17 protein-coding genes are annotated in these 21766 nt (G+C 36.5%); 6 read left to right on the top strand and 11 right to left on the bottom strand.

The features are described from left to right. The first annotated feature begins 4 nt into the window (after window positions 1–4). Genes IPM56_16935 through IPM56_16945 form a run of 3 tightly spaced genes read left to right on the top strand, consistent with a single transcriptional unit; the run spans window position 5 to window position 3601 of the window. Window positions 5–1117 (top strand): glycosyltransferase family 4 protein, encoded by a 1113-nt coding sequence (locus tag IPM56_16935; GenBank protein QQS35902.1) that lies wholly within the window; start codon window positions 5–7, stop codon window positions 1115–1117. After that, window positions 1114–2580 (top strand): glycosyltransferase family 2 protein, encoded by a 1467-nt coding sequence (locus IPM56_16940; protein ID QQS35903.1) that lies wholly within the window; start codon window positions 1114–1116, stop codon window positions 2578–2580. Before IPM56_16935 ends, IPM56_16940 begins: the two co-directional genes overlap by 4 nt. Continuing rightward, on the top strand, window positions 2570–3601 hold the full coding sequence (locus tag IPM56_16945; GenBank protein ID QQS35904.1) for a DUF4922 domain-containing protein: 1032 nt from the start codon (window positions 2570–2572) through the stop codon (window positions 3599–3601). Before IPM56_16940 ends, IPM56_16945 begins: the two co-directional genes overlap by 11 nt. A 1-nt stretch (window position 3602) precedes the next feature. On the opposite strand, the gene IPM56_16950 is transcribed toward IPM56_16945, so the two are convergent. From IPM56_16950 to IPM56_16980, 7 genes are all read right to left on the bottom strand, one after another. After that, window positions 3603–4835, bottom strand: a complete 1233-nt coding sequence (locus tag IPM56_16950; GenBank protein QQS35905.1) for a hypothetical protein — start codon at window positions 4833–4835, stop codon at window positions 3603–3605. 150 nt (window positions 4836–4985) lie between these two features. Beyond that, entirely contained in the window at window positions 4986–5723 is a 738-nt protein-coding gene (bla, locus tag IPM56_16955; GenBank protein ID QQS35906.1) for a subclass B1 metallo-beta-lactamase, read from the bottom strand. 9 nt (window positions 5724–5732) lie between these two features. Continuing rightward, the gene (locus tag IPM56_16960) at window positions 5733–6410 is read right to left on the bottom strand and encodes an epimerase (protein ID QQS35907.1); all 678 of its coding nucleotides are present in this window, start codon (window positions 6408–6410) and stop codon (window positions 5733–5735) included. Between the two features lie 18 nt (window positions 6411–6428). Then, window positions 6429–6980: a DUF1697 domain-containing protein gene (locus IPM56_16965; protein QQS35908.1), complete on the bottom strand. Its 552-nt coding sequence runs from the start codon at window positions 6978–6980 to the stop codon at window positions 6429–6431. Window positions 6981–6991: 11 nt separating this feature from the next. Then, the gene (locus IPM56_16970) at window positions 6992–9343 is read right to left on the bottom strand and encodes an alpha-glucosidase C-terminal domain-containing protein (protein QQS35909.1); all 2352 of its coding nucleotides are present in this window, start codon (window positions 9341–9343) and stop codon (window positions 6992–6994) included. A gap of 87 nt (window positions 9344–9430) precedes the next feature. Beyond that, window positions 9431–11248, bottom strand: coding sequence for an ABC transporter ATP-binding protein (locus IPM56_16975; GenBank protein ID QQS35910.1), 1818 nt, complete (start codon window positions 11246–11248; stop codon window positions 9431–9433). A 129-nt stretch (window positions 11249–11377) separates the two neighbouring features. Then, window positions 11378–11662 carry an HU family DNA-binding protein gene (locus IPM56_16980; protein ID QQS35911.1) on the bottom strand — a complete coding sequence of 95 codons (285 nt, stop codon included), beginning with the start codon at window positions 11660–11662 and terminating at the stop codon, window positions 11378–11380. Between the two features lie 237 nt (window positions 11663–11899). Between IPM56_16980 and IPM56_16985 the strand changes: the two genes are divergently transcribed. The 3 genes from IPM56_16985 (at window position 11900) to IPM56_16995 (ending at window position 16707) form a co-directional block, all read left to right on the top strand. After that, window positions 11900–13876, top strand: coding sequence for a TonB-dependent receptor plug domain-containing protein (locus IPM56_16985; protein QQS35912.1), 1977 nt, complete (start codon window positions 11900–11902; stop codon window positions 13874–13876). Between the two features lie 87 nt (window positions 13877–13963). Further along, window positions 13964–15340: a hypothetical protein gene (locus IPM56_16990; GenBank protein ID QQS35913.1), complete on the top strand. Its 1377-nt coding sequence runs from the start codon at window positions 13964–13966 to the stop codon at window positions 15338–15340. Window positions 15341–15375: 35 nt separating this feature from the next. Then, complete coding sequence (locus IPM56_16995) at window positions 15376–16707, top strand: hypothetical protein (protein QQS35914.1); 1332 nt, start codon at window positions 15376–15378, stop codon at window positions 16705–16707. A gap of 276 nt (window positions 16708–16983) precedes the next feature. Here IPM56_16995 and IPM56_17000 read toward each other — a convergent pair whose 3' ends face one another. The 4 genes from IPM56_17000 to IPM56_17015 all read right to left on the bottom strand — a co-directional run bounded on the left by IPM56_17000 (window position 16984) and on the right by IPM56_17015 (window position 21704). After that, the gene (locus IPM56_17000) at window positions 16984–17703 is read right to left on the bottom strand and encodes a response regulator (GenBank protein ID QQS35915.1); all 720 of its coding nucleotides are present in this window, start codon (window positions 17701–17703) and stop codon (window positions 16984–16986) included. Further along, window positions 17700–18836, bottom strand: a complete 1137-nt coding sequence (locus IPM56_17005) for a histidine kinase (GenBank protein QQS35916.1) — start codon at window positions 18834–18836, stop codon at window positions 17700–17702. The genes IPM56_17000 and IPM56_17005 overlap by 4 nt, the downstream gene beginning before the upstream one ends. A gap of 306 nt (window positions 18837–19142) precedes the next feature. Then, window positions 19143–20498: an RIP metalloprotease RseP gene (rseP, locus tag IPM56_17010; GenBank protein QQS35917.1), complete on the bottom strand. Its 1356-nt coding sequence runs from the start codon at window positions 20496–20498 to the stop codon at window positions 19143–19145. A 63-nt stretch (window positions 20499–20561) separates the two neighbouring features. Further along, a complete protein-coding gene (locus IPM56_17015; protein QQS35918.1) occupies window positions 20562–21704 on the bottom strand; it encodes a 1-deoxy-D-xylulose-5-phosphate reductoisomerase in 1143 nt (380 codons plus the stop codon). Window positions 21705–21766 lie beyond the last annotated feature (62 nt).

The raw sequence follows: 21766 nt of genomic DNA on the forward strand, positions 1-21766 counted from the left end.
TCAGATGAAAGTATTGTATTCATGCCTTTCTAAAAGCTGGGGCGGAATGGAGATGAATACTCTCACTTCCGTTAAGCAACTGCTGAACAGAAGTTTAAATGCTGAGTTGATTTGTTCTGCCGAGTCAAGAATCCATGTGGAAGCCGTTAGTATGGGTATACTTACACACCCTGTTCACGCTCCCGGATATTTTCATCCCGTTACGGTAACGCGCATAAGTAATATAATCCGCAAAGGTAATTTTGATCTCATCCATTCACACGCATCAAAAGACTTATGGCTGCTGGTGCCTGCATTAAAACTGAGAGGAATAAAAATTCCATTATTACTTACAAAACATGTCGGTTCATTTATAGTGAAAAAAGATTTTTTTCATAAATGGTTGTATAACCGTTTGACTTACGCACTGGCAATCAGCCGGGCGATTGAAAACAATCTTTTGAAAACCTGCCCGCTGACAAAAGAAAAAATTTTATTGCATCACAACGGCATTGATACCTGCCGGTTCGATCCGAATAAAATTAACCGGGATATATCACGGAAAGAGTTTGGATTAAACACTGAAGATCTGCTAATCGGTATGATGGCAAGATTCAGCCCCGGAAAAGGTCATGAAGAATTTCTTTATGCGGCTTCTGAACTGAACAAATTATATAAGAATCTGAAATTCACTATTGTTGGTGAAGCAAGTCGCGGTGAAAATGAATATGCGGAATCAATAAAAAGACTCGCCGAAAGCTATGAGTTAAATAATTTGATTTTTACAGGCTACCGGAGCGACACTGAAAATGTTCTGGCAGCGATGGATATTTTTGTTATGCCTTCACACGCTGAAGCATTTGGTATAGCGCTGGCGGAAGCAATGTCAATGGGAATTCCTTCTGTTTGTGCCGATGCTGAGGGACTGCTTGATATCGCAGTTGACGGCTCCACATCATTACTCTTCGAAGTAAAGACCGGAGATAGTTTAAAAGAAAAATTAATTCGTTTGATTGAATCACCATCCCTGAGAAAATCTTTTAGTGCGGCTTCAAGAGAAAGAGCCGTTGATAAATTTGAAATAGAAAAACTCACAGACAGAGTACTGGATATTTATACAAAAGCGATTAAGAAATGAAACTAAATCCTGTAAATATTTTTCTTCCTTTTGATGAGCAAAATCCTTTTGCCGTTCCTGAGGCATTTGAAAATAATGTTCTGGTGAATAAAGTATTTTTTATCTCACCTGAAAACATTTCAGGTAAAACTGGTGAATTGATAATTTCTAATTCGCTTACCGGCAGTAATACTTATAACAAAATAAATCTCAGCAATGATTCCCATGACCTGATACTGATCACTTCGTCTGTCAAAATTGAATTCACAAAAGAGGACCTGGAAAGGTTCATTAAAATTGCTCAGAACACTGACGCGGGGATAGTAACATCCAATCACTTTGAATTGGTCAATTCAGTTAAACATTCGCGCCATGTGTTGAATTATCATTCAGGAAGTGTTCGTGATGATTTTTATTTTGGTCCGGTTATGTTTTTCAAACGTGAAGCATTTGATTATGCAGTCACCCACGGCCCGCGGGAACTACAGTTTGCAGGATTGTATGAGTTACGACTTCTGATTTCAGAAAAATTCAGGATCATTAACATTCCTGAACAACTATACAATTATAACAAACATGCTTTGAACAAACCGGGAATTGAACAGCACTTCATTTATGTTGACCCAGGAAATAGGAATGCCCAGATTGAAATGGAAAATGTATTCACCGATCATTTAAATCGTATTGGTGCATTAACTTCACCCGAAAGAAAACAGATAGAAATTAATGAACAGCAGTTTGAAACCGAAGCTTCGGTGATTATTCCGGTTCGCAACAGGGTTAAGACAATTGCTCACGCGATTAAATCCGCAGTTAATCAGAAAACTGATTTCAGCTTTAACATAATTATTGTAGATAATCACTCAAATGACGGTACGAGTAAGATAATTGAAGAATTAAAATCAAAACAAAAATTAATTGTTCATATCATTCCTGACTCTGACTCCCTTGGCATAGGCGGCTGCTGGAATGAAGCCGTCAACTCTGTTCACTGCGGAAAGTTTGCTGTTCAACTGGATAGCGATGATATATATAAAGATGAAAATACGCTTCAAAAAATTGTGGATAAATTCAGGCAGACTAAATGCGGAATGGTTATAGGTTCGTATATCATAACAGATTTCAGTCTGAAGGAAATTCCTCCCGGATTAATTGACCACCGTGAATGGACTGATGAAAACGGCATGAACAATGCATTACGCATCAACGGACTCGGTGCACCGCGGGCATTTTATACACCGCTTATTCGTGATTTCAATTTTCCAAATGTAAGTTATGGTGAAGACTATGCTGTCGCGCTAAGAATTTCTGCTGAGTATAAAGTCGGCAGAATTTATGAACCAGTTTATATCTGCAGAAGATGGGAAGGAAATTCTGATCACAATATTTCGCACGAGCAGCAGAATAAAAATAATTCGTATAAAGATTTTATCCGTCTTCAGGAAGTTTTGACTAGACAAAGAAATAATAAAAATGTTAGCTGACCGAATAATTAAAGATGATTTAATCGAATCTTATCTTGCTGAAAATAAATTCAGCAATGCGATTGAGCGTTTATTTGAACTTCAAAAAAAGGAATGGCAGGATTTACAAAATAATTATTCAGCACTTTCTGATATCCAGTCGAACACATTTTACTTTGATGGCTTCCGGATAAAAACTCAACTCAACCCTGGAAGAATTACATCAACCAGTGCAAAGACTGATAAGGTGAATATATTACAGCGCAATTGCTTTTTGTGTGAACATAATCTTCCTGATCATCAAAAGGGGATAATGATAAATGAATCGATGATACTTTTGATTAATCCGTTTCCAATATTTCCGCTGCACCTTACCATTCCGCATACAAATCATATTGAGCAGGAAATTTTAAAACATTTTGATTTGTTCGTTGACTGCGCAAAAAAAATCGGCACTGATTTTACATTAATGTATAACGGTCCTAAATGCGGGGCTTCGGCTCCTGATCATTTTCATTTTCAGGCTTGTAAAAAAAATCTCCTGCCGGTTGATGATGATTTTCATCAGCTCAAAAATGAGTACGGTGAAACTCTGCTAAGAAATGATCTTGTTGAAGTAACAACTATTGATGACTCACTAAGAAAGATTATTTCAATTGAAACGAATGACAGCAGAATTTTACTTCACACTTTTTCGCTTATCATTCTGCATCTTCAAAAATTTTTATTCACGGATGAAGAACCCAAAGTTAACCTTCTTTGCAGCTATGAAGAAGACCACGGATGGAGGGTGATAATATTTTTACGAAGCAAACACAGACCGGAAATATATTTCAGTGAAAAGGATGACAAGCTGCTGTTCAGCCCGGCGGTTGTGGATGTTGCCGGGTTATGTATCACCCCTCTGGAAAAAGATTTTATCCGATTAGACAAAAATCTAATCACAAAAATTTTTAATGAAGTTTTTATTTCCCCAAATGAATTCTATCAATTCACTTCCGAACTTGCAGAACTGTTATCCTATGATTCATTTAACGATTAAACTATCTCATCAGTCCAGAGGGTGTCTGGGGTGTTGATAAAAGTTTTGTAAAAATTTTCCATCTCAGTTCTTCTTCATTACTGCCAGCCATTGATTTCTTAACATAGTTTTCTACTATCTGCTCGCCCAGATTATAATTTATAACATAACCCCGATAGTGATCAACAAATTTCATTCTCTGCTCAGCGCGTTCACCTGTCATTAAAAGATATTTCATAAGCCAGTTTAATGAAGCTTCTCGTGTCCATTTTCCATCAAGATAATTTCTTGCTGCTTCATTTCCGGCAAAACTTAAATTGCTCATAAGTTCAAGCACTTTATAATAATCATCAGTCAGCGATGTATCCAGTCCTGCAATCGGGAACAAAACTTCTCTTTCAAAATTTATTCTTGATTCACCGGGGAAAACGATTCCGATACCATGATTAGCTGTTCCTTCAGCAATTAATGATTGCGGACTATATAAAGGATAAACCGAATATTCTACCCAGCCTCGTTTCCGCATCAATTCTTTTTCAAGCAGCGCGTTATAAACATGATGACCGGGATAACCTTCATGCGCGGCAAGATCCACAGCCCTGTCTATGTAAACAGGCAGTTCAGTATTAATTTGTATAAGACTGAAACTATTTCCCTTATACCAGTTGTAAGCAGCCCAGGGTTTATTTACGACATACTCCAATTCAAAATTTTCATCGGCGGGAAGATCAATATATTGAAGAGTACGTTTTCTGCACTCGTCTATGGCTGCACGAAACACTCCATCAATTTTATCTTTTGGAATTATAAACTGATTCCTGAAATTCTCAAAACGTTTTTGTAAATCACCTGTGCCGGGAATTATTTTATCTATCTCGGTAAGAACGCTGTCAAAATGTTCACCGCTTAATTGCGGGGTTACGGCATCATACAATGCTTTTGTCTCCGAGTCAAAATCAAGTGTTCCGCCGAATATCATAAACAATCTTGTTTTAACGGCGAGTAATTGTTTGTAAAGAAAAGTATACCGAAGCGTCTCTATTTCATCTGCTTTAAGATTACCAAGCGCTTCAAGCTGATTAAGCAAAGTATCTGCTTCTGCATTTAAATCGGTGAATGCGGTAGAATCATTCATACTTACGGTGGAATCTTTTGGAAGCCATTCCTTTGGTCCGTAATAAGCGTCAACATACCCTTCATCATGCAGTCCGATTTTTAGAACCAGTTTAACATAACGTTCTGCGATTGAGTTCATTTTATCCCCAATGTTAAGTTGATTATCGGTGTCTTTTTTTTCAGTGCAGGAAATGAAAACAAAAATTACGAGTATATATAAAAAATATTTTTTCAATTGAATTCCTTTTTATCTGACATAAATTTTTTTGGGTTAACCTGGTTGAACAGCTCATTTTGCAAGTAAATGCAAAGTGTGTTCAAGCAACTCTTTACTCCCGGTGTTGCCGTGACCCGGAATTACATATTCAGCATCCGGAAACTCTGCGAAAACTGTTTTTATTGTTACCGGCCATTGCTTCGTGTCCGCATCTGAAAGATTACCTAATCCTTTTGAGCTTAGTTCTTTAGCCATGCACCCTGCAAATAAAACTTTTTCTGATGGCAGCCAAACGATAATGTTGTCGGCAGCATGTGCGGCACCAAAGTATTTACAGATTATTTTGTTCTTCCCAAAGTTAAGCAAAAGGGAATCACGAAAATGATATTTGGTCAGCGGAAGATTTTTTTCTTTCAGAATATCGTATGTAAGTATGTTTGAATAACTTTCAATGTTTAGTTCATTTATCATCCTTAGTCCGCCTGTACAGTCATCATGCCAGTGATTTGGAATGAAGCCTGTTATTTCAAGTTTCAGACTATCCTTTATAAAAGAGATTAATTGTTCTGTCATTCCTTCTGTCATTGGAGTATCAAAAAGAAATGCTTCATTGCCCTGGACATATATCATTCCGTTTGATGGAAATCTTCCGTACTCTTTTGAAGTAAAATATGAAATATGAACGAAAACATTTTCGGTCAGTTTCATTAATTCAATGTCGGTAGATATTTTATAAATATCATACTGACTTTTTGATGCCGTATTAGCAATAAGAATAATTAACGCTGCGTAAAAAAATTTCAGTCTCATTGGATTCAATTAGTGTGAAGATTTGTAAAGTTTCCCAAGTGAAGTGATGTCTTTGTTCTCAAGTATATGTTTCGAATATCCTTCAGTTGCAACATGTATCATCGAAAGCGCTATGTCCTCCATTTTGCAAATATATTTTGATAAAAAAATATTCATAACAGGATAGAAAATTCCTATAATTTTTGAGGCTAAAAAAGCATGTGTTTGCCCTTTTAACGGCTTTATAAATCCTGGTCTGAAATTATAAACTGCTTTGAATGGGAATTTCATCAAATCGTTTTCTGTTTTACCTTTTACGCGTGCCCACATTAGTTTTCCGTTTTCAGTGCTGTCGGTTCCTTGTCCGGATACATAACAAAAAACCATTCCCGGATTAACTTTAGAAAGTGTTTCGGCGGCACTTATTGTTATGTCGTAAGTGGTAAGTGTATACTCCATTTCGTTTTTGCCGACTGACGTTGTACCAAGACAGAAAAAACATGCCTGGTAACCTTTAAGTTTTTCTTCTATTGAGTTGTACTTAAAAAAATCATCATGAATGATCTCGTGTACGCGGGGATGCTTAAAGTCGGAAGCCCGCCTTGTTATAAGAAGAATTCTTTCCACTTCCTGGTGGTTCAGAATTTCCAGAAGCACTCCCTCGCCAACCATGCCCGTTGCTCCGAAAAGTATTACATCAATCTTCATTGATTTTATACCTCCTGGTTAATTTTTAATTTCAGCCGCAAGTTCTGAAAGTATATTAACTGTATTCCAGTTTCTTGTTGTGGCTTTCACTTTAAGTTTAGATTCAAAAAAATTATTGTTGATCTTTGAGGTTCCATAACCTGAAGGAAGATACATGTAAATCGTCCTTTCTTCGATGACAAATTCCTCCGGTTTGAAATCAGCCGGATTTAATTTTTCAATTAAAGATTTTTCCGGAACTGCAGTCATAAAAGCAACATACATTCTTGAGCCTTCTGAATTTTTTCTTCGGGTAAACGGATTATTTTTTATTACTGAGTTCAGTTCATCCCGATTAAGCACTACAACACTTACATCAAATCCGAATTTTTCCAGGATTTTCTTTTCAATTTTTTTCGACAGCGATGATGTTTCGTTTGATTTATTATCAAACAATACATTTCCACTCTGGATGTAAGTTTTCACATTTTTGAATTTCAGTTCTTCGTAAGCCTTAGACAGATCAACCATTTTGATTTTTTTCTGTCCGCTTACGTTAATACCTCTGATCAATGAAATGTATGCCGGCATATATTCTTTATCTAATTCACTTTTAAAATAAGAAAACTTAACGGCTTCAACATTAAGTTAAGCGAATTATTTTGGGTGCTGTACTGTGATCCATCAATCAAATCGAACACAGAATTGATCCTATAAACTTCAGGCAGCTTAACGGAAGTGCTGATTTCATTATAACTTTTATTTATGACAACAATAATTCTTTCAGTCATATCCGATCTGATATATGAATAAATATTTTTATCAGCCGTAAGCGTAAGGAAATCCCCATACCGCAATGCTGGACTTTGATTCCTGACGCCGATGATTTTACGTACATCAGCTATTGTGTTTGTTTCAGCAGCATTAAGTTCTTCGTCAAACCTCATCATTCTTCTGTTGTCAGGATCAGCAGCGCCGGTCATTCCGAATTCATCGCCATAATAAATTACAGGTATTCCGGGAATCGTATTAAGGAAGACCGTCATCAGTTTAAGTTTTTTATAGCTGTCACTATAACTTACTTCAGGCGGATTGTTCCATCCGATTTCACCCGCATTCATAGCATCAGCAAGAGCAACGTCATAATCCGCGAATGCCATAAACCGGACTTTATCATGGCTATCCATGACATTTCCCATCAGATGGTTTATGCCGTATACTTCAAAAGTATTTTTCATCTGGAGATCAAGCAGCTTGAATGAAAGCGCTGTGTCAATGAATACAGGAACAGAAGTATCATAAAGATTAAAATTAAACTGCGCATCAAGCTGTCCTTTGTTGACATATGAACTAACAAGATCATAACTACCGAATGTTTCTCCAATCTGGTAGAGATTTTTATTCCCGGAGTTAAAAAATTCTTTCCTGATTTTTTTTGTCAGCAATCTCCAGAATTCATTTGGAATATGTTTTACAGCATCGTGCCTGAAACCGTCAGCACCGGTTTCCTTTAACCACCAGACTGCATTGTCTGTCATTACTTCAAGTGCTTCTTCTGATCCTTCAAAATCGAATGACGGCATATAAGGCTCAAACCATGTGGTTAATCTTTGTTCATCCCAGAGTCTTAGATTTTTTCTTCCGTCGGGCAACTCAAGATTTCCAAACCAATCCCTGTGTTCTTTCCAGAAAGGATGCTCGATGTGAATATGATTAGCAACATAATCCAGAAGCACTTTAATGTTTTTAGAATGAGCAGTCTCAATTAATTTTTTCAGTAACTCCATATCGCCAAATCGTTCTTCAACATTTGTGGGATGTACCGGCCAATAACCATGATAGCCAGTATAGTAACGATGTGGTTCGGGGTATTCCTGGTAGGCGCTGTCTGTGTTTGCGATTACCGGAGAAAGCCAGAGAGTGTTTGCGCCGAGTGATGTAAAGTAGCCATCATTAATTTTGTCGATAATTCCCTGAAGATCCCCACCCATATAATTTGCTTTAGCCGTAAGTGATTTGTGTTGAACCGGGATAGTATTTGACTCATCGCCATCATTGAAACGGTCTATCATTATTGAATAAATTATTGCGTCATGCCATGAAAAATTATTCTGATTCAAAAAGATAGTTTGGAGATTCGAGCTTCTGCCGTTTACAGTTACCGCAATTCTGAAAATGCCTCCGGTTTCAATTTTATCATTATCAATTTCAACATAGATATAGTTGTCATCTGTCTTAATTTTTACTTCCTCAATTTTTTTATTGTTTATAAGTGCAAATATATTTTCGGTACTTAATCTGCTTCTGCTGTTTTCATCCTCAAGATAGAATGTATATGTATTCGAACTTTTATTTTTTACCATTGAAATGTTATGAAGATAAAATACACCCGAATGTCTTTCGTGCACAGTACGAACTGAATTATATCCTCCAAATCCGTTTGACAAAAATTCGGGATTATCCGGGTCAATGAATTCCATCGCGCCGGATGAATCATCCGGATCATCAACATAAAATTTATATTCGTGCCGTCCCGGCTCTAATGAAATTGACGTATAAAAAACACCGTCATTATTAATATCAGTCATCCTGATATTGTTTCTGTTCCAGTTATTAAAGCTGCCGAACAAAAACACATTTGATTTTTTATTTGCCGGCTTGAATGCAAAATCCACTTTCTGATTTATCTCACTTAGTACCGGAATGGAATATTTATCATTATTAAAAAAGAAATGTAACAGTTCCATCCCCTCAAATAAGGAATCCGGAGTGAGTATCAATAAATTGTTTTCATACTTCACCTTTATGTTCGGAGATGATTCAACCGTAATATCATATTTTTCTGCATAGAAAATATCGCTGATAAGCAATGTGTCGGTTTCTCCGGACTTTAATTTAATCGGGTCAATAACATCCGTTATGGTTTGACTAAAACCATTTGAGAGGAACAGCAACAATATGGTCAGGAGGGTTTTCGTAAAAGAAGACATATGACTGGTTTATTTTAACTTTTAAATAACTACAAAAATTCCTGGAACATCTTAATTCCTCATAGTTTCTTTAGGAATTTCTTTCGTCTGTATTTTCATTTCATCAAGTGATATTCCGTCGCTTCCAATTTTCCTTTCGCCAATCTGCTGGCGCCACATAGCATAGTAAAGACCTTTAAGCTCCAGCAGTTCACTGTGCTTCCCTGATTCAATTATTTTTCCTTTTTCAAGAACGTAGATCCTGTCTGCATGTAAAATAGTTGAAAGGCGGTGAGCAATTAAAATTGTAATCAGGTCTTTTGTGTTAGAAACATCGCGGATTGTTTTCCCGATTTCTTCTTCGGTCAAAGAATCAAGTGCTGAAGTTGCTTCATCAAAAACAAGAAGGTGCGGCTTTCTTAATAGCGCTCTCGCAATTGAAAGTCTTTGTTTTTCACCGCCGGAAACTTTTACGCCGCCTTCACCTATCAATGTATCAAGTCCTTTATCAGCTCTTGCAAGTAAGGTTTGACATGCCGCTTTTTCAAGAACCGCAAAACAATCCTCTTCAGTTGCACCCGGATTAACAAACAAAAGATTCTCTTTTATTGAGCCTGAAAACAATTGAGTATCCTGTGTTACAAATCCGATTTTTTCTCTAAGCTCATCAAAATTTATTTCGACATGCGGATGATCATTGTAAATAATTTTTCCTTCGTGTGGTGTATAAAGTCCCACCAATAATTTTACAAGTGTTGTTTTACCGGAACCGGATGGTCCAACGAACGCAACAGTCTCCCCCATTTCAACTTTAAAGGAAATTTTTTCAAGCGCTTTCGTAGTGGCACTTCGATGTTTGAAACTGACATTATCAAATTCAAGTTTACTTACCCTTCCGAGTTTTGCCGGAATATCGGGTTTCGTTTCAATTGGAATATTAATTATATCCTGGAAGTTATTAAGCGACACTTCCGCTTCACGGTATATGTTTATTATATCTCCAAGACTTTGAAGCGGACCAAAAATAAAAAATGAGTAGATGAACAATGAAAAGAATTCGCCGACAGAAATTGCCTGAGTGAAAATCAGGAACAGCATCAGGAATAAAATACTTGTTCTAATAAAATTGACTGATGTGCCCTGTATAAAGCTTAGTGTTCTGATATACCTGACTTTTTTTAATTCAAGTTTTAGAATTTTTTCTGTTGTTGAATTGAGTCTATTTATTTCCTGAGTCCCAAGTCCAAGACTTTTAACCAGCTCAATGTTCCTGAGTGATTCTGTTGTAGCGCCAGCAAGCGATGTTGTTTCCGCAACAATCACCTTTTGAATTTTTTTTATCCTTTTGCTAAGGAGTGAGCTAATTAATCCAAGAACCGGCACCGAAAGAAAAAAGACCGGGGCTATAAGCCAGTGAACATAGATTGAGTAAACCGTTACAAAGATTATCCCCACGAGTGTGGTGAACAAAACATTAACTGAAGCTGAAATTAATTTTTCAACATCAATCCTTACTTTCTGAAGCACCCCCAATGTTTGTCCGCTTCGCTGATCTTCAAACATTGAATACGGGATTTGCAGCGAATGCTTTATTCCGTCTGCATAAATCTGTGCGCCAAGCCGTTGGGTAATTACGTTTACAAAATAATCCTGAAAATTTTTTGCAACCCTTGACACAAAAGCCACACCGACAGCCGCTAAAAGAAGCAGGCTTACTCCTTTTATAAATTCGTTTGTAGTATAGTGATCAAACTTTGTTGCGTACTCGTCAATAACAATCCTGAAGATCCAGGGATCGAGCAGCGAGAATACCTGGTTAATAGCTGCGAGCAGCAGCGAGAGCAGCACAAGTTTCCAGTATTGCCTTAAGTATGAGTATAATAATTTCATGGGTTGCGGTGAAAATAATGATTCATTATTTAAATTAAAAAGTATTAGCCAGGGTCTATAAAAAAGAAGCCCGTCTTTTGACGGGCTTAACGAAGCGTTCTTACTATCATTCTTAGAGGGTAGTGTTAATTACAGGATAGCATCTTTTGCTGCTTTTGCTATTCTGAATTTCAATACTTTCTTAGCAGGAATAACCATTGTTTGACCAGTGGCAGGATTTCTTCCCATTCTCTTTTTACGATTAACAACAACTAGTTTACCTAAACCTGGAAGCACAAAAGATTTTTTTGCTTCTTTGTGTGCGAGACTAACTAACTCATCCAAAAATTCGCCGGACAATTTTTTTGTTGTGCCGGTTTTTTTTGAGAGGTGGTCGAGTATCTGAGACTTGGTCATTGGTTTTGCAGCTGCCATAGTTTAAACCTCTTTTTAATTAATGATTGTTTATTTCGCCAGTGAAATTAAACATTATTTTCGTCAAACAAAATATTTACACGTTGTTATTGAAAATTTTTTCAATTTACATGATCTATACTAAGCCCATCAATCAAGGCTGAAAATCATGTATCAAACCCCGCCCCACTATAGAGATACCTGTTCTGTGCCTTTGTGCTGATTCTTTAATTACTTATTTTACACCCGACAATAGTTATGAAAAATCTTCAATTCAACCTGTTATGCAGTTTGATGTTCATAACAATGCTTATGACATCAGCCTCTGCAATTGCGCAAAATGGGCAACCGGGCAATGACAGTCTCTCTACGGTTCATACTGATACGCTAAGCATTCTTACAGATTCTACCAGCAATAGCATAATGCAGGACAGTACATTATTGGTTGAAGTTAAAGATTCGATAATTATTTTTTATGGCAACCCGTTCCTTTCTGAAAGCACTATTTTATCATACGCCGAACTGATGAATAATGATTACAGATATACAGGCGACTTCTTCAAACTATCAGCATTTTCTTTTACAAAGGACTTCGGTTTCATTGGACAGAACAATGAGACAATGATATACGGAACCGGGTTTGAAGGCATTAGCTATTTTGAAGATGGCGTACTCCTCAACAACAGAAGTCTTAATCAACTGGATCTTAACAATGTGCCGAGTGAATTAATTGATTCAATTGAAATACTTCCGGCAGTCAGAGGATTTTTCTATGGTTCGTTCAACAATCCTGTGAGTGTAAATTTTATTACGAAAGATAAAAAGCATAGCCCCGCATACTCGAGGATAAAATACTACGAAGGTCCATTCGGGGAAGCAATGATAGACGGTATCGTTTCAACAAATCCTTTTAAAAGACTTTCTCTTTATTTTGAAGCATCCAACCGAAAGGCTGACCGCCGGTATCTTAACAGCAGTTCAAGTTCGTGGCTTGGACGGATAAAGCTTAAATATTTCTTAAATGATTTTCTTAACCTGCAGGCAAGTTACGGTTATGTTAAATCGACAAAGGGATTAAATGGCGGAGTTCTTATTGATTCCATCGGCAATACAACCAATTTAGTTAGCATAATGTACAACGAAGTACTTGCGCCGGTAAAATTCAGTGAAAGAAGTTATGATGTTAAGCAGCATCACTTCGGACTACGTGCCCTGAGTGAGATCGGTGATTTTACTAAAACTGATTTAAATCTTTATTACAAGTTCAGCCTTGAAGAATTGAATAACTCACAAGCTCCTCATAAAATCGCTGAAGATATAAAAGACAAAACACTCGGAATTAATTTACGCCAGGTATTTACAAGAGGAAATTTTGATGTTGAATTAAACGGAACATATGAGTCAATAAATTATCTGAACCGTGAATATTTCCAGGTAGACACGCTGCCTGTGTCTATTACTGATTTTTATTTTAAGTCAAAAAATTATTCGACCGGTGGAATTGTATCATTCAAAACTCTAAATCATAAATTAAAATTTTCTGCTTTTGGTAAGATGACAGGAAGAGAATATGATTATACATCCGAGTTGAATAATCTTATAGGATATGGGTTTGATGTTGTATTTAAGCCGTCGGAACGGATCAAACTTTACGCGGGTTATTCATATTTTGAACCGCAGTTGTACGCTGAAAATATTTCAACGTTCGAAGCTTCTCTCAACTATGCGCACGATAATATATCCGCCGGTGTCCATGCGTTTTTAAGAAAGTCTGAAATTATTTATTCCCCGGTATTAAATAGGGATCAACCTGATATATTCAATCCTTACCAGGATATGACCGGAATTGCGATAACTGTTAAAAGTAAATTCTGGAAACTCGTATTCGAAGGACGCGGGGCATCTTATTCAGGCAGTTCGGATTCTTTTGATCTTTATAATCTTCCAAAGCAAAACCTGGTTGCGGGAATTTATTTTAACGATCTGCTCTTCGATTCAAATTTAGATCTCAAGACAGGGTTCGTTTATTATTTTACAGGAGAACAGGACCTGTTTAATTTCACTGTTCCTGCTTCTTCAAAACTTGACTTTACTGTTGCCGGTGAAATTCAAAAAACAGCCATTGCTTATTTTACATGGGAGAATTTGCTCGGCGAAGAATATTTTATTGTACCTTATTATCCAATGCCGCTGCGTGGAATTCGTTTCGGTGTTGCGTGGGAATTTCTGAATTAATTTCAGAAACGCATTTATAAATTGTGTTATTAACTATTGTTCTTAAAATCAAAACACTTCCAGTTTAAAATTAAAGTTTGAATCTGCTTGGATGCGCTTTCACAGCATAAACTAAAATTTCTTGTTGCATCAGGAATTGTATCCTTCCTGTTTTACCTGCTGATTACACTTAGCAGCGGCGGCACAAATGATATTCCGCTTTATATGTTTATTTATTTTGAAGCTTTCCTTGTAATGCTGTTCTGCTATTCTGTTTTAAAAATTAAAGAAGATGATAAGAAAACCGTATCCTCTCTTTCCCAAAAATTTCTCTCTAAAATCGGATTGAGGGATACCCCGACTGGATCAGAATATATATTGCTGATATTGTTTTTCGGAATATTGTTCCGGGTTATTCTATTTCCCGCGGACTATGTTACTTCTCCCGATGTTAACCGGTATATCTGGGAAGGTAAAGTGATAAGCAATGGATTCAATCCCTATTCATCGGCTCCGGACGCTGATAATCTTTATCATCTTCGTGATGATGTTTATGAAAAACTGACCTTTAAGCATATCCCTGCGATTTATCCGCCCGCAGCACAATATGTTTTTACGTTTACATATTTTTTCTTTAATGAGAATACAACCGGATTAAAACTTATTTACCTAATCTGTGAGATCATAAGTTTTATATTCATTCTTAAACTGCTTGAGTTAAAGAAAATTCCATTGAACAGAATTATACTTTATGCATGGCTGCCGCTGCCGATAATGGAATATTTTGTAAACGCTCACATTGATCCTTTGCTGATAATGTTTATCGTGATGTTTGTTTACCACTCGGAAAAGAGAAATACAAAACTGTCCGCTTTGTTCCTCGCCCTGTCAGTGCTGTCAAAAGTTATATCTATAATTTTGCTTCCATTAATTCTTAAACAATTTGGAATAAAGAAGAGTATTATTTTCATTTTAATATTTGTATTAACTATAATCGCCGGTTATCTGCCATTCGTCTTTGATGACATAAATGTACTAATAGCTTTGAATAAGTACGTTGCTAAATGGGAGTTTAATGCTTCAATCTATTACCTGCTTAAATTAATTTTTTCTGACGGTACAATTGCAAGAATGATTTGCTATGCGGGACTTGGAATTTCAATTGTTATAATTTCATTTATGTACAAAGACTTTTCCAAAGCAGTTTACGGTGTGCTGATAGCATTTGTAGTATTTGCAGCGACACTTTATCCCTGGTACTTAGGATGGATTGCCGTTTTAAACCCGGTGTTTAATTTCTATTCCGTTACTTCATTACTCTTTACGATAAACTTTTCAAACTTCACTCCGCTTGCGCCTGAGTGGAAAGAATACGTTCCTGTGCTACTGATACAGTATGTATTGTTTTATGTTTTGTTGTTTTATGATTTTGGCAAGAAAATATTAAAAAACAATCATGCTGTCGATAAAACAATTAATGTTTAAGTTTTATTGATCACTCATTTATACTGAGAACAAAAATGAGCACAACATTAACAGAGCCAACACGACTAAAAAATAAAAACTTATTCTTGCTTTCACGAATATTACGGCAAGCAAGCTTAATCTTACTCTCATCCTTTTTCTCACTGCAAATTTTTGCTCAGGATAGTACACTAATAATCAAAGAATTTCATAACAGTTTTCTTCAATTTTTACCCAATACAAATCAAGTAGTTTCAATTATTGTTAAGAGTAATTCTAAACTGGAAAATCAATCAAATGGTCAGCCTGATTTTTTTGCTGCTATTTGCTCCTTAAATGATGGAGAAGTTTTAAAAGAGGTGCGTCTATCAGATGAAGATGTGAAATTTATTCAAGCCTTTAATGTTAGTCATGACGGATTAAGTTTTGTGGTGCTTCTATCTATTAACCAAGGAAATTCTCTAGAGGCGCATAATAATCGGTTCATATTAAAAAAATATTCTTTGGTTGAAAATCGATGGAATTGGCAAATTCAATTAGAAGAGAAAATTCCATATTTAGATTTAACTTTTAGCCACGATAATAAACTCATTGTCGTTATCTCAGCTTACAAGACAATCCTAATTGAATCTAATACCGGAACTCCTCTAAAAAATTATAATCGGGAATCAATAGTTGAAGCAAACGAATATCAACCTTATTTCAGTCTCAGTCAAAATGGTAAGTACTTAGCTTTTTGGTGGAACAAGTTCCTTAGATTCAGTAAAGGAACTGAGTCGGGCATAATTAAATTGATTGATTTATCCTGGTATGGTATTAAATATCTCTATCATTTGGGTTCAATCCCAAACTACCTTTATGTGTGGGATATTTACGATGATTCTCTTCTATGTAAAATTATTATCCCATATGAAGCGAAACGTGGGAATATAGTATTTACTGAAGATGAAAGTCACTTGTTAACCGAATATCCTGATTTTGAATATCATGTTTATTCCGTGTTAAATAAAACATTTATCAGAGATTTTATGGATCCGGATTCTGATTATCCTAACTCAACTAATTATTCAGCAATCGATTACAAAACAATTTCTCTTAGTGCTAATTGTTTTGCTCAAACTTATAAAGATTCTATTTTGTTAATTGAATATCTCACTGGGAAAATCCTACATAAATTGCCGCAGACAACTGTGGCTTATATGCCAATAAATCGATATGCAATGGCATTTAGTCCAGATGGTAAATATTTTGCTGCAGTTACGAGTAATGATAGCGAAACAGAAAAAACACCATTTAGTACCTATATAGTTAATAGCGGAAACAAATTAAGTTTGTTTAGTACTGATTCTTGGAAAAAAATGTGGGACTTAGATATATCCGGTGATTAAAAGGTACATTTTTTTATAATCACTTTTCTGTTAAGAATTTATTGAATGCCTAAGTATGCATTTGAAATATTTAATTTAAGAGTGCCCTTTAATCAGCTCTTGGTTGTTTTACTTTTTGAAGTTTCGTCTTCCCCGATTTCAGTTTTTTTTATTTGCTGCCTATGTTGATAAAATGAAATCTCCCTTGAGTAAAAGTCCCGCATCTGTGAGGCTGAGGTTCAAGTAATTCTAAAAAGTGAGGCTCACCTTTGAGGTGAGCCTCACTTTAATGAAATCTTACAAACTCAGCATCTCCTTAAATTTTATTGCCTGCCTTCTTGATACTTCAATTTTATTCCCGCCTTTAAGTTTTACCAGCAAGCCCCCGTTAAGCCAAGGTTCAATGTTTTCAATCCATTTAAGATTAATTATGTGTTTCCTGTTAGCGCGGAAAAATACTTTTCCGTCTAATCTTTCATCAAGATAATTCAGTGTGCGGAGAATCAATGGTTTGTTCTCATCAAAATATAAGCGGACATAATTGCCTTCCGATTCCATTAAACGAACAGTTTCAAGTTTAACAAACCAGCACTTCTCGCCGTCCTTAACAAACACCTGGTCTGTTTCCGTAAGTACAGGTGTTGTTGTCTGCAGGTTGATTTCTTTTTTATTCTTTTCGATTAATTTTTTAACCGTGTCTTCCAACCGCTTTGGTTCAATCGGTTTCAGGAGATAGTCCATCGCGTTGTACTCAAAAGCTTTTAACGCGTACTCATCATAAGCGGTTGTAAATACAACAACAGGCACACTGTCAAGTTCTTCAAGAAGCTGGAACCCGTTTTTGCCGGGCATCTGTATATCAAGAAAAATTAATTCCGGTTTAAGTTCAGTTATTTTATCAAGCGCGTCTTCAGCATTAACTGCTTCACCGACAATATTTATTTCTTTAAATGGCGTCAGCAATCTGCGAAGTTCTACACGCGCTAATCGTTCGTCGTCTATTATTAAAGCTTTCATTGGTTTGAACCTCCTGTTGGTATTACTAATTCTGCAAGAACAACATTTTGATTTTCATTTTTAATTGTAAAAGAAGCATCATCTCCAAACAAAAGACTTAACCTGTGTTTGGTGTTGCTTATTCCGAATCCTTTTGAATTATGAAAAAGTTCATCATCGAAATGACCTGTATTTCTGATCTGTATATGTAAATCAGTTCCTGTCATTTTCGAATCAACACTTATTTCCCCGCCCTGTGTTTTTTTTGAAATGCCGTGTTTGATACCATTCTCAACAAGCGTTTGTATCATCATCGGGGGAATTTCAATTTTAGAAGATTTTGGATCGATCGTTACTTTATATTTTAATCTCTCTTCAAAACGGATTGACTCAAGTGCAAGATAATCCGATACCGTCTGCATTTCATCTTCAAGCGGAACTGTTTCTGTTCGTTCTATCTTTAAAGAGTACCGCAGTATGTTTGATAATTTCGTCACGGCATTTTGTGCGTTAGCGGGATCTTCTTCAATCAATGCGCGTATACTGTTCATCGCGTTAAACATAAAGTGCGGGTTTAACTGCGATTTCAAAGTCTTCAATTCAAAATCTTTAACTGCTGCTTCCCAGATAAGTGATTCAATCTGCACACGTTTATAATTTTCAAAATAATGAACGGCAAAATATATCAGCGCCCAGAGAAGAACTATACTGCTCAGATTAATTGTTGCAACAAATGGGGTGATTACTTTAAATCTGTCTGACTCAAATAATCCCGCGGCATAGTTTACAGCAAACACCAGGATGTACATTATAAAGCCGAGTACAAGGCTTGCGATTAAAACTCTTGGTATAGTTTTCTTTAACGGAAGATTAAGCCAGTTATTTTTTTTGATGTAAGAACGGAAAAGATGGGTAAAGAAAATTCCGGAGTAACAGAGATAAACCCAGACTAAGGCACGCTGCCATGTAAGCCGTTCAAATGAATAGATAACTATTATGTTTACCAGTCCGAAAAAGGACCAGCCGGAAACCTGGCTGAGCCAATAGATTTTTTTACGGCTGAACTTCATATCTTTTTCAATATTTCCATGTTCCGGAACCGGTTTTAGTGGAATGCCGCTTAATGCGTTCCCTGATTTTTCTTTGTTACTCATCTAAATATAGCTGACCTGTTCTTAAAAGAAAATTTTAAACATAAAGGCTGTGTATTCTCATCTCATTTTGTATTGATTAAAAACAGGTGTGATCAACTCCACCGTATCAATGCGTCCGAAACTTACCTGATATATGCCCGAGTCGTCGATTTAATATTATTGATGGTTTATTTTGGTGATGAGCGGAAGTTAAACACAAAATTCTTTGCGGCTGCCGCTTATATAGTTCATGGTTTATCTTTAAAAAGAAAATGCCGGATGAAAATACTTATCAATCATCCGGCACTAAATTCTATTTCTAAAGTATCAGAGACTTAGGATATCGTTGTAAACGATAAACGCCATCAATAATAGTAAAAGAACAAAGCCTGTGTTTTGAATTGCAATTTTAATTTTGATGGGTATTTCGCGTTTCATAATTCCTTCGATAAGAATTATTATCAGGTGTCCGCCGTCAAGAACAGGGAAAGGCATAATGTTAATTATTGCAAGGCTCAAGCTGAGTAATGCAAGAAAGTAAAGAAAACTAAGAATTCCTGTATCTGCAGATTTTGCCGCAAACTGTGCGATCTTAATCGGACCACCAAAAGCTTTTCCAAACTCTACATTGCCTGCAAAAACTTTTCCAAGCATGCTGAATGTCAGGTTCGTCATTTTCACAATATCAAGCCAGCCGTAATAAAACGATTCAAAAAATCCGTACGTTTTATATTCAACAAGCCCGCCGAATGTTTGTCCCAACGCAACGCCGATTGTACTATCCGCACCCGGTGTTACACTCAATGTTAAAGTTTCTTTATCCCGTTGTACAACAATCGGTATTTCCAAATTTGCATTCTTACGAATTAGCTCTTTTGTCTGCGGAACTGAATAAACAGTGTTATTATCTACCTTAAGTACAATATCCCCCGCTTTGAATCCGGCTTTATCCGCAGGTGAGTTTTCGGATACTTCATTGAATATTGTTTTTAGCCCGCTTGGCACAAGGAACAGTTTTTCATTTTCATCCGAAGGCATTTTTGAACGGGGAATATTCAGGGCAAGTGTTTCATTATTACGTTCTATCTTTACATTAAGATCTTCCCCGATGGTATGTACAAAAAATTCAGCTCGTATATCATCCCAGCTATCAACCGGCTTACCATTAATGCTTAATATCTTATCATGAATTTCAAATCCAAGTGAGTCTGCCGTACTTGAAGGTTCTATATAACCGACCGTTGTTGTCCTTATTACCTGTTTGCCCTGGAAAAAATTCGCTCCCCAGAAAATTAAAAGAGAAAGCAGCAGGTTCATTAGTACACCCGCAGAAATCACTATCACTTTTTGGTAAACTGGTTTTGCTCTGAATTCATAAGGCTGCGGTTCTTTATCTGCATAAGATGTATCAAAACTCTCGTCAACCATACCTGCTATTTTTACATAGCCGCCAAGCGGAAGCAAACAAAGGCGGTAATCAGTATTACCCTGTCCGTCAAAATCTTTTGGCAGATCACCAAATGTAAATCCGGTAAGTTTATTATAACCAAAAAGTCTTTTTCCAAACCCGATTGCAAATACATCGGCGCGCATGCCGCAAAGTTTGGCTGCGGCAAAATGTCCGAATTCATGTACAAAGACCAGGATGCCGATTGTAATCGCGAAATAAATTATATAATCCATTAAATGAATAGCTCCTTAGCGAACGTTATTTGAAACTTAAAATTCTTCTATGTGATGTGTATACTAACAAATCGATGAAACAAATTCGCGGGCAAGTTTATCACATTCGATTATCATTTCCAAATCAGGATCATTATGATTGACTACCTTATCCAATGAACGATTAATAATCTCCGGTATTTTGGTAAACCCGATCTTTCCTTCTAAAAATTTACTTACCGCAACTTCATTAGCCGCATTAAGAATGCACGGTGCAGTGCCGCCTTCATTCAAAACATCATAAGCTAATTGAAGGCATTCGTACTTATTCAAATCAGGTTCAAAAAAAGTAAGATTCCCTATCGCCGGAAAATCAGTTCTTACAAAATCATTTTTTAATCTTTCCGGAAATGAAAGCGCATATTGAATAGGCAGTTTCATATCCGGTAAACCAAGCTGGGCTTTTACAGACCCGTCAACAAACTGTACCATTGAATGTATTATCGATTGAGGATGTATCACAACATCAATTTTTTCCGGCTTTAAACCGAACAACCATCGTGCCTCAATTACTTCCAGTCCTTTATTCATCATAGAAGCTGAATCAATGGTTATCTTATTCCCCATTTTCCAGTTAGGGTGATCGAGTGCTTCTTTTACCGTCACTTTTTCCAGTTCTGATTTTGTTTTATTCAGAAATGGTCCGCCGGATGCTGTAAGAATTATTTTTTCGACTTCATTTATATTCTCGCCTATAAGGCTCTGGTAAATCGCGCTGTGTTCAGAATCAACCGGGATTATTTCCGCATTATTATCTGCACATAATCGGGTTACTAATTCACCGGCAACAACAAGAGTTTCCTTATTTGCCAGGCAGATTCTTTTTCCGCGTTTGATGGCTTCAAGCGTTGGAATTAATCCGGCAAATCCAACCATTGCACCAATCAGTATATCGTAGTCAAAACTTTTTGCTACATCAATCAGACCCTGTTCGCCGCCAAGAACCTCACATTTGCCGCCAACTTTTTTTCTGAGTTCTGAAGCAAGATGTTCATCTTTAACAACAACTGCCGTTGGATGAAATTCTTCAATCTGAGGTTCAAGAAGATCTATCCTGGTGTTTACAGTCAGTGCGGAGATTTTGAATAGCGGGGGATAATTTCTGATCACGTTAAGTGCGTTTATCCCAATCGAACCTGTCGATCCTAATATTAATATTTTCTTCATTTAAGCAATTTTCAGTGGGCAAAAGTATGAATTAAAGCTGTCTTAATCAATGTATAATTAGC

This window comes from Ignavibacteriales bacterium, assembly GCA_016700155.1.
In the GTDB taxonomy this organism is placed as follows: Bacteria; Bacteroidota; Ignavibacteria; order Ignavibacteriales; family Ignavibacteriaceae.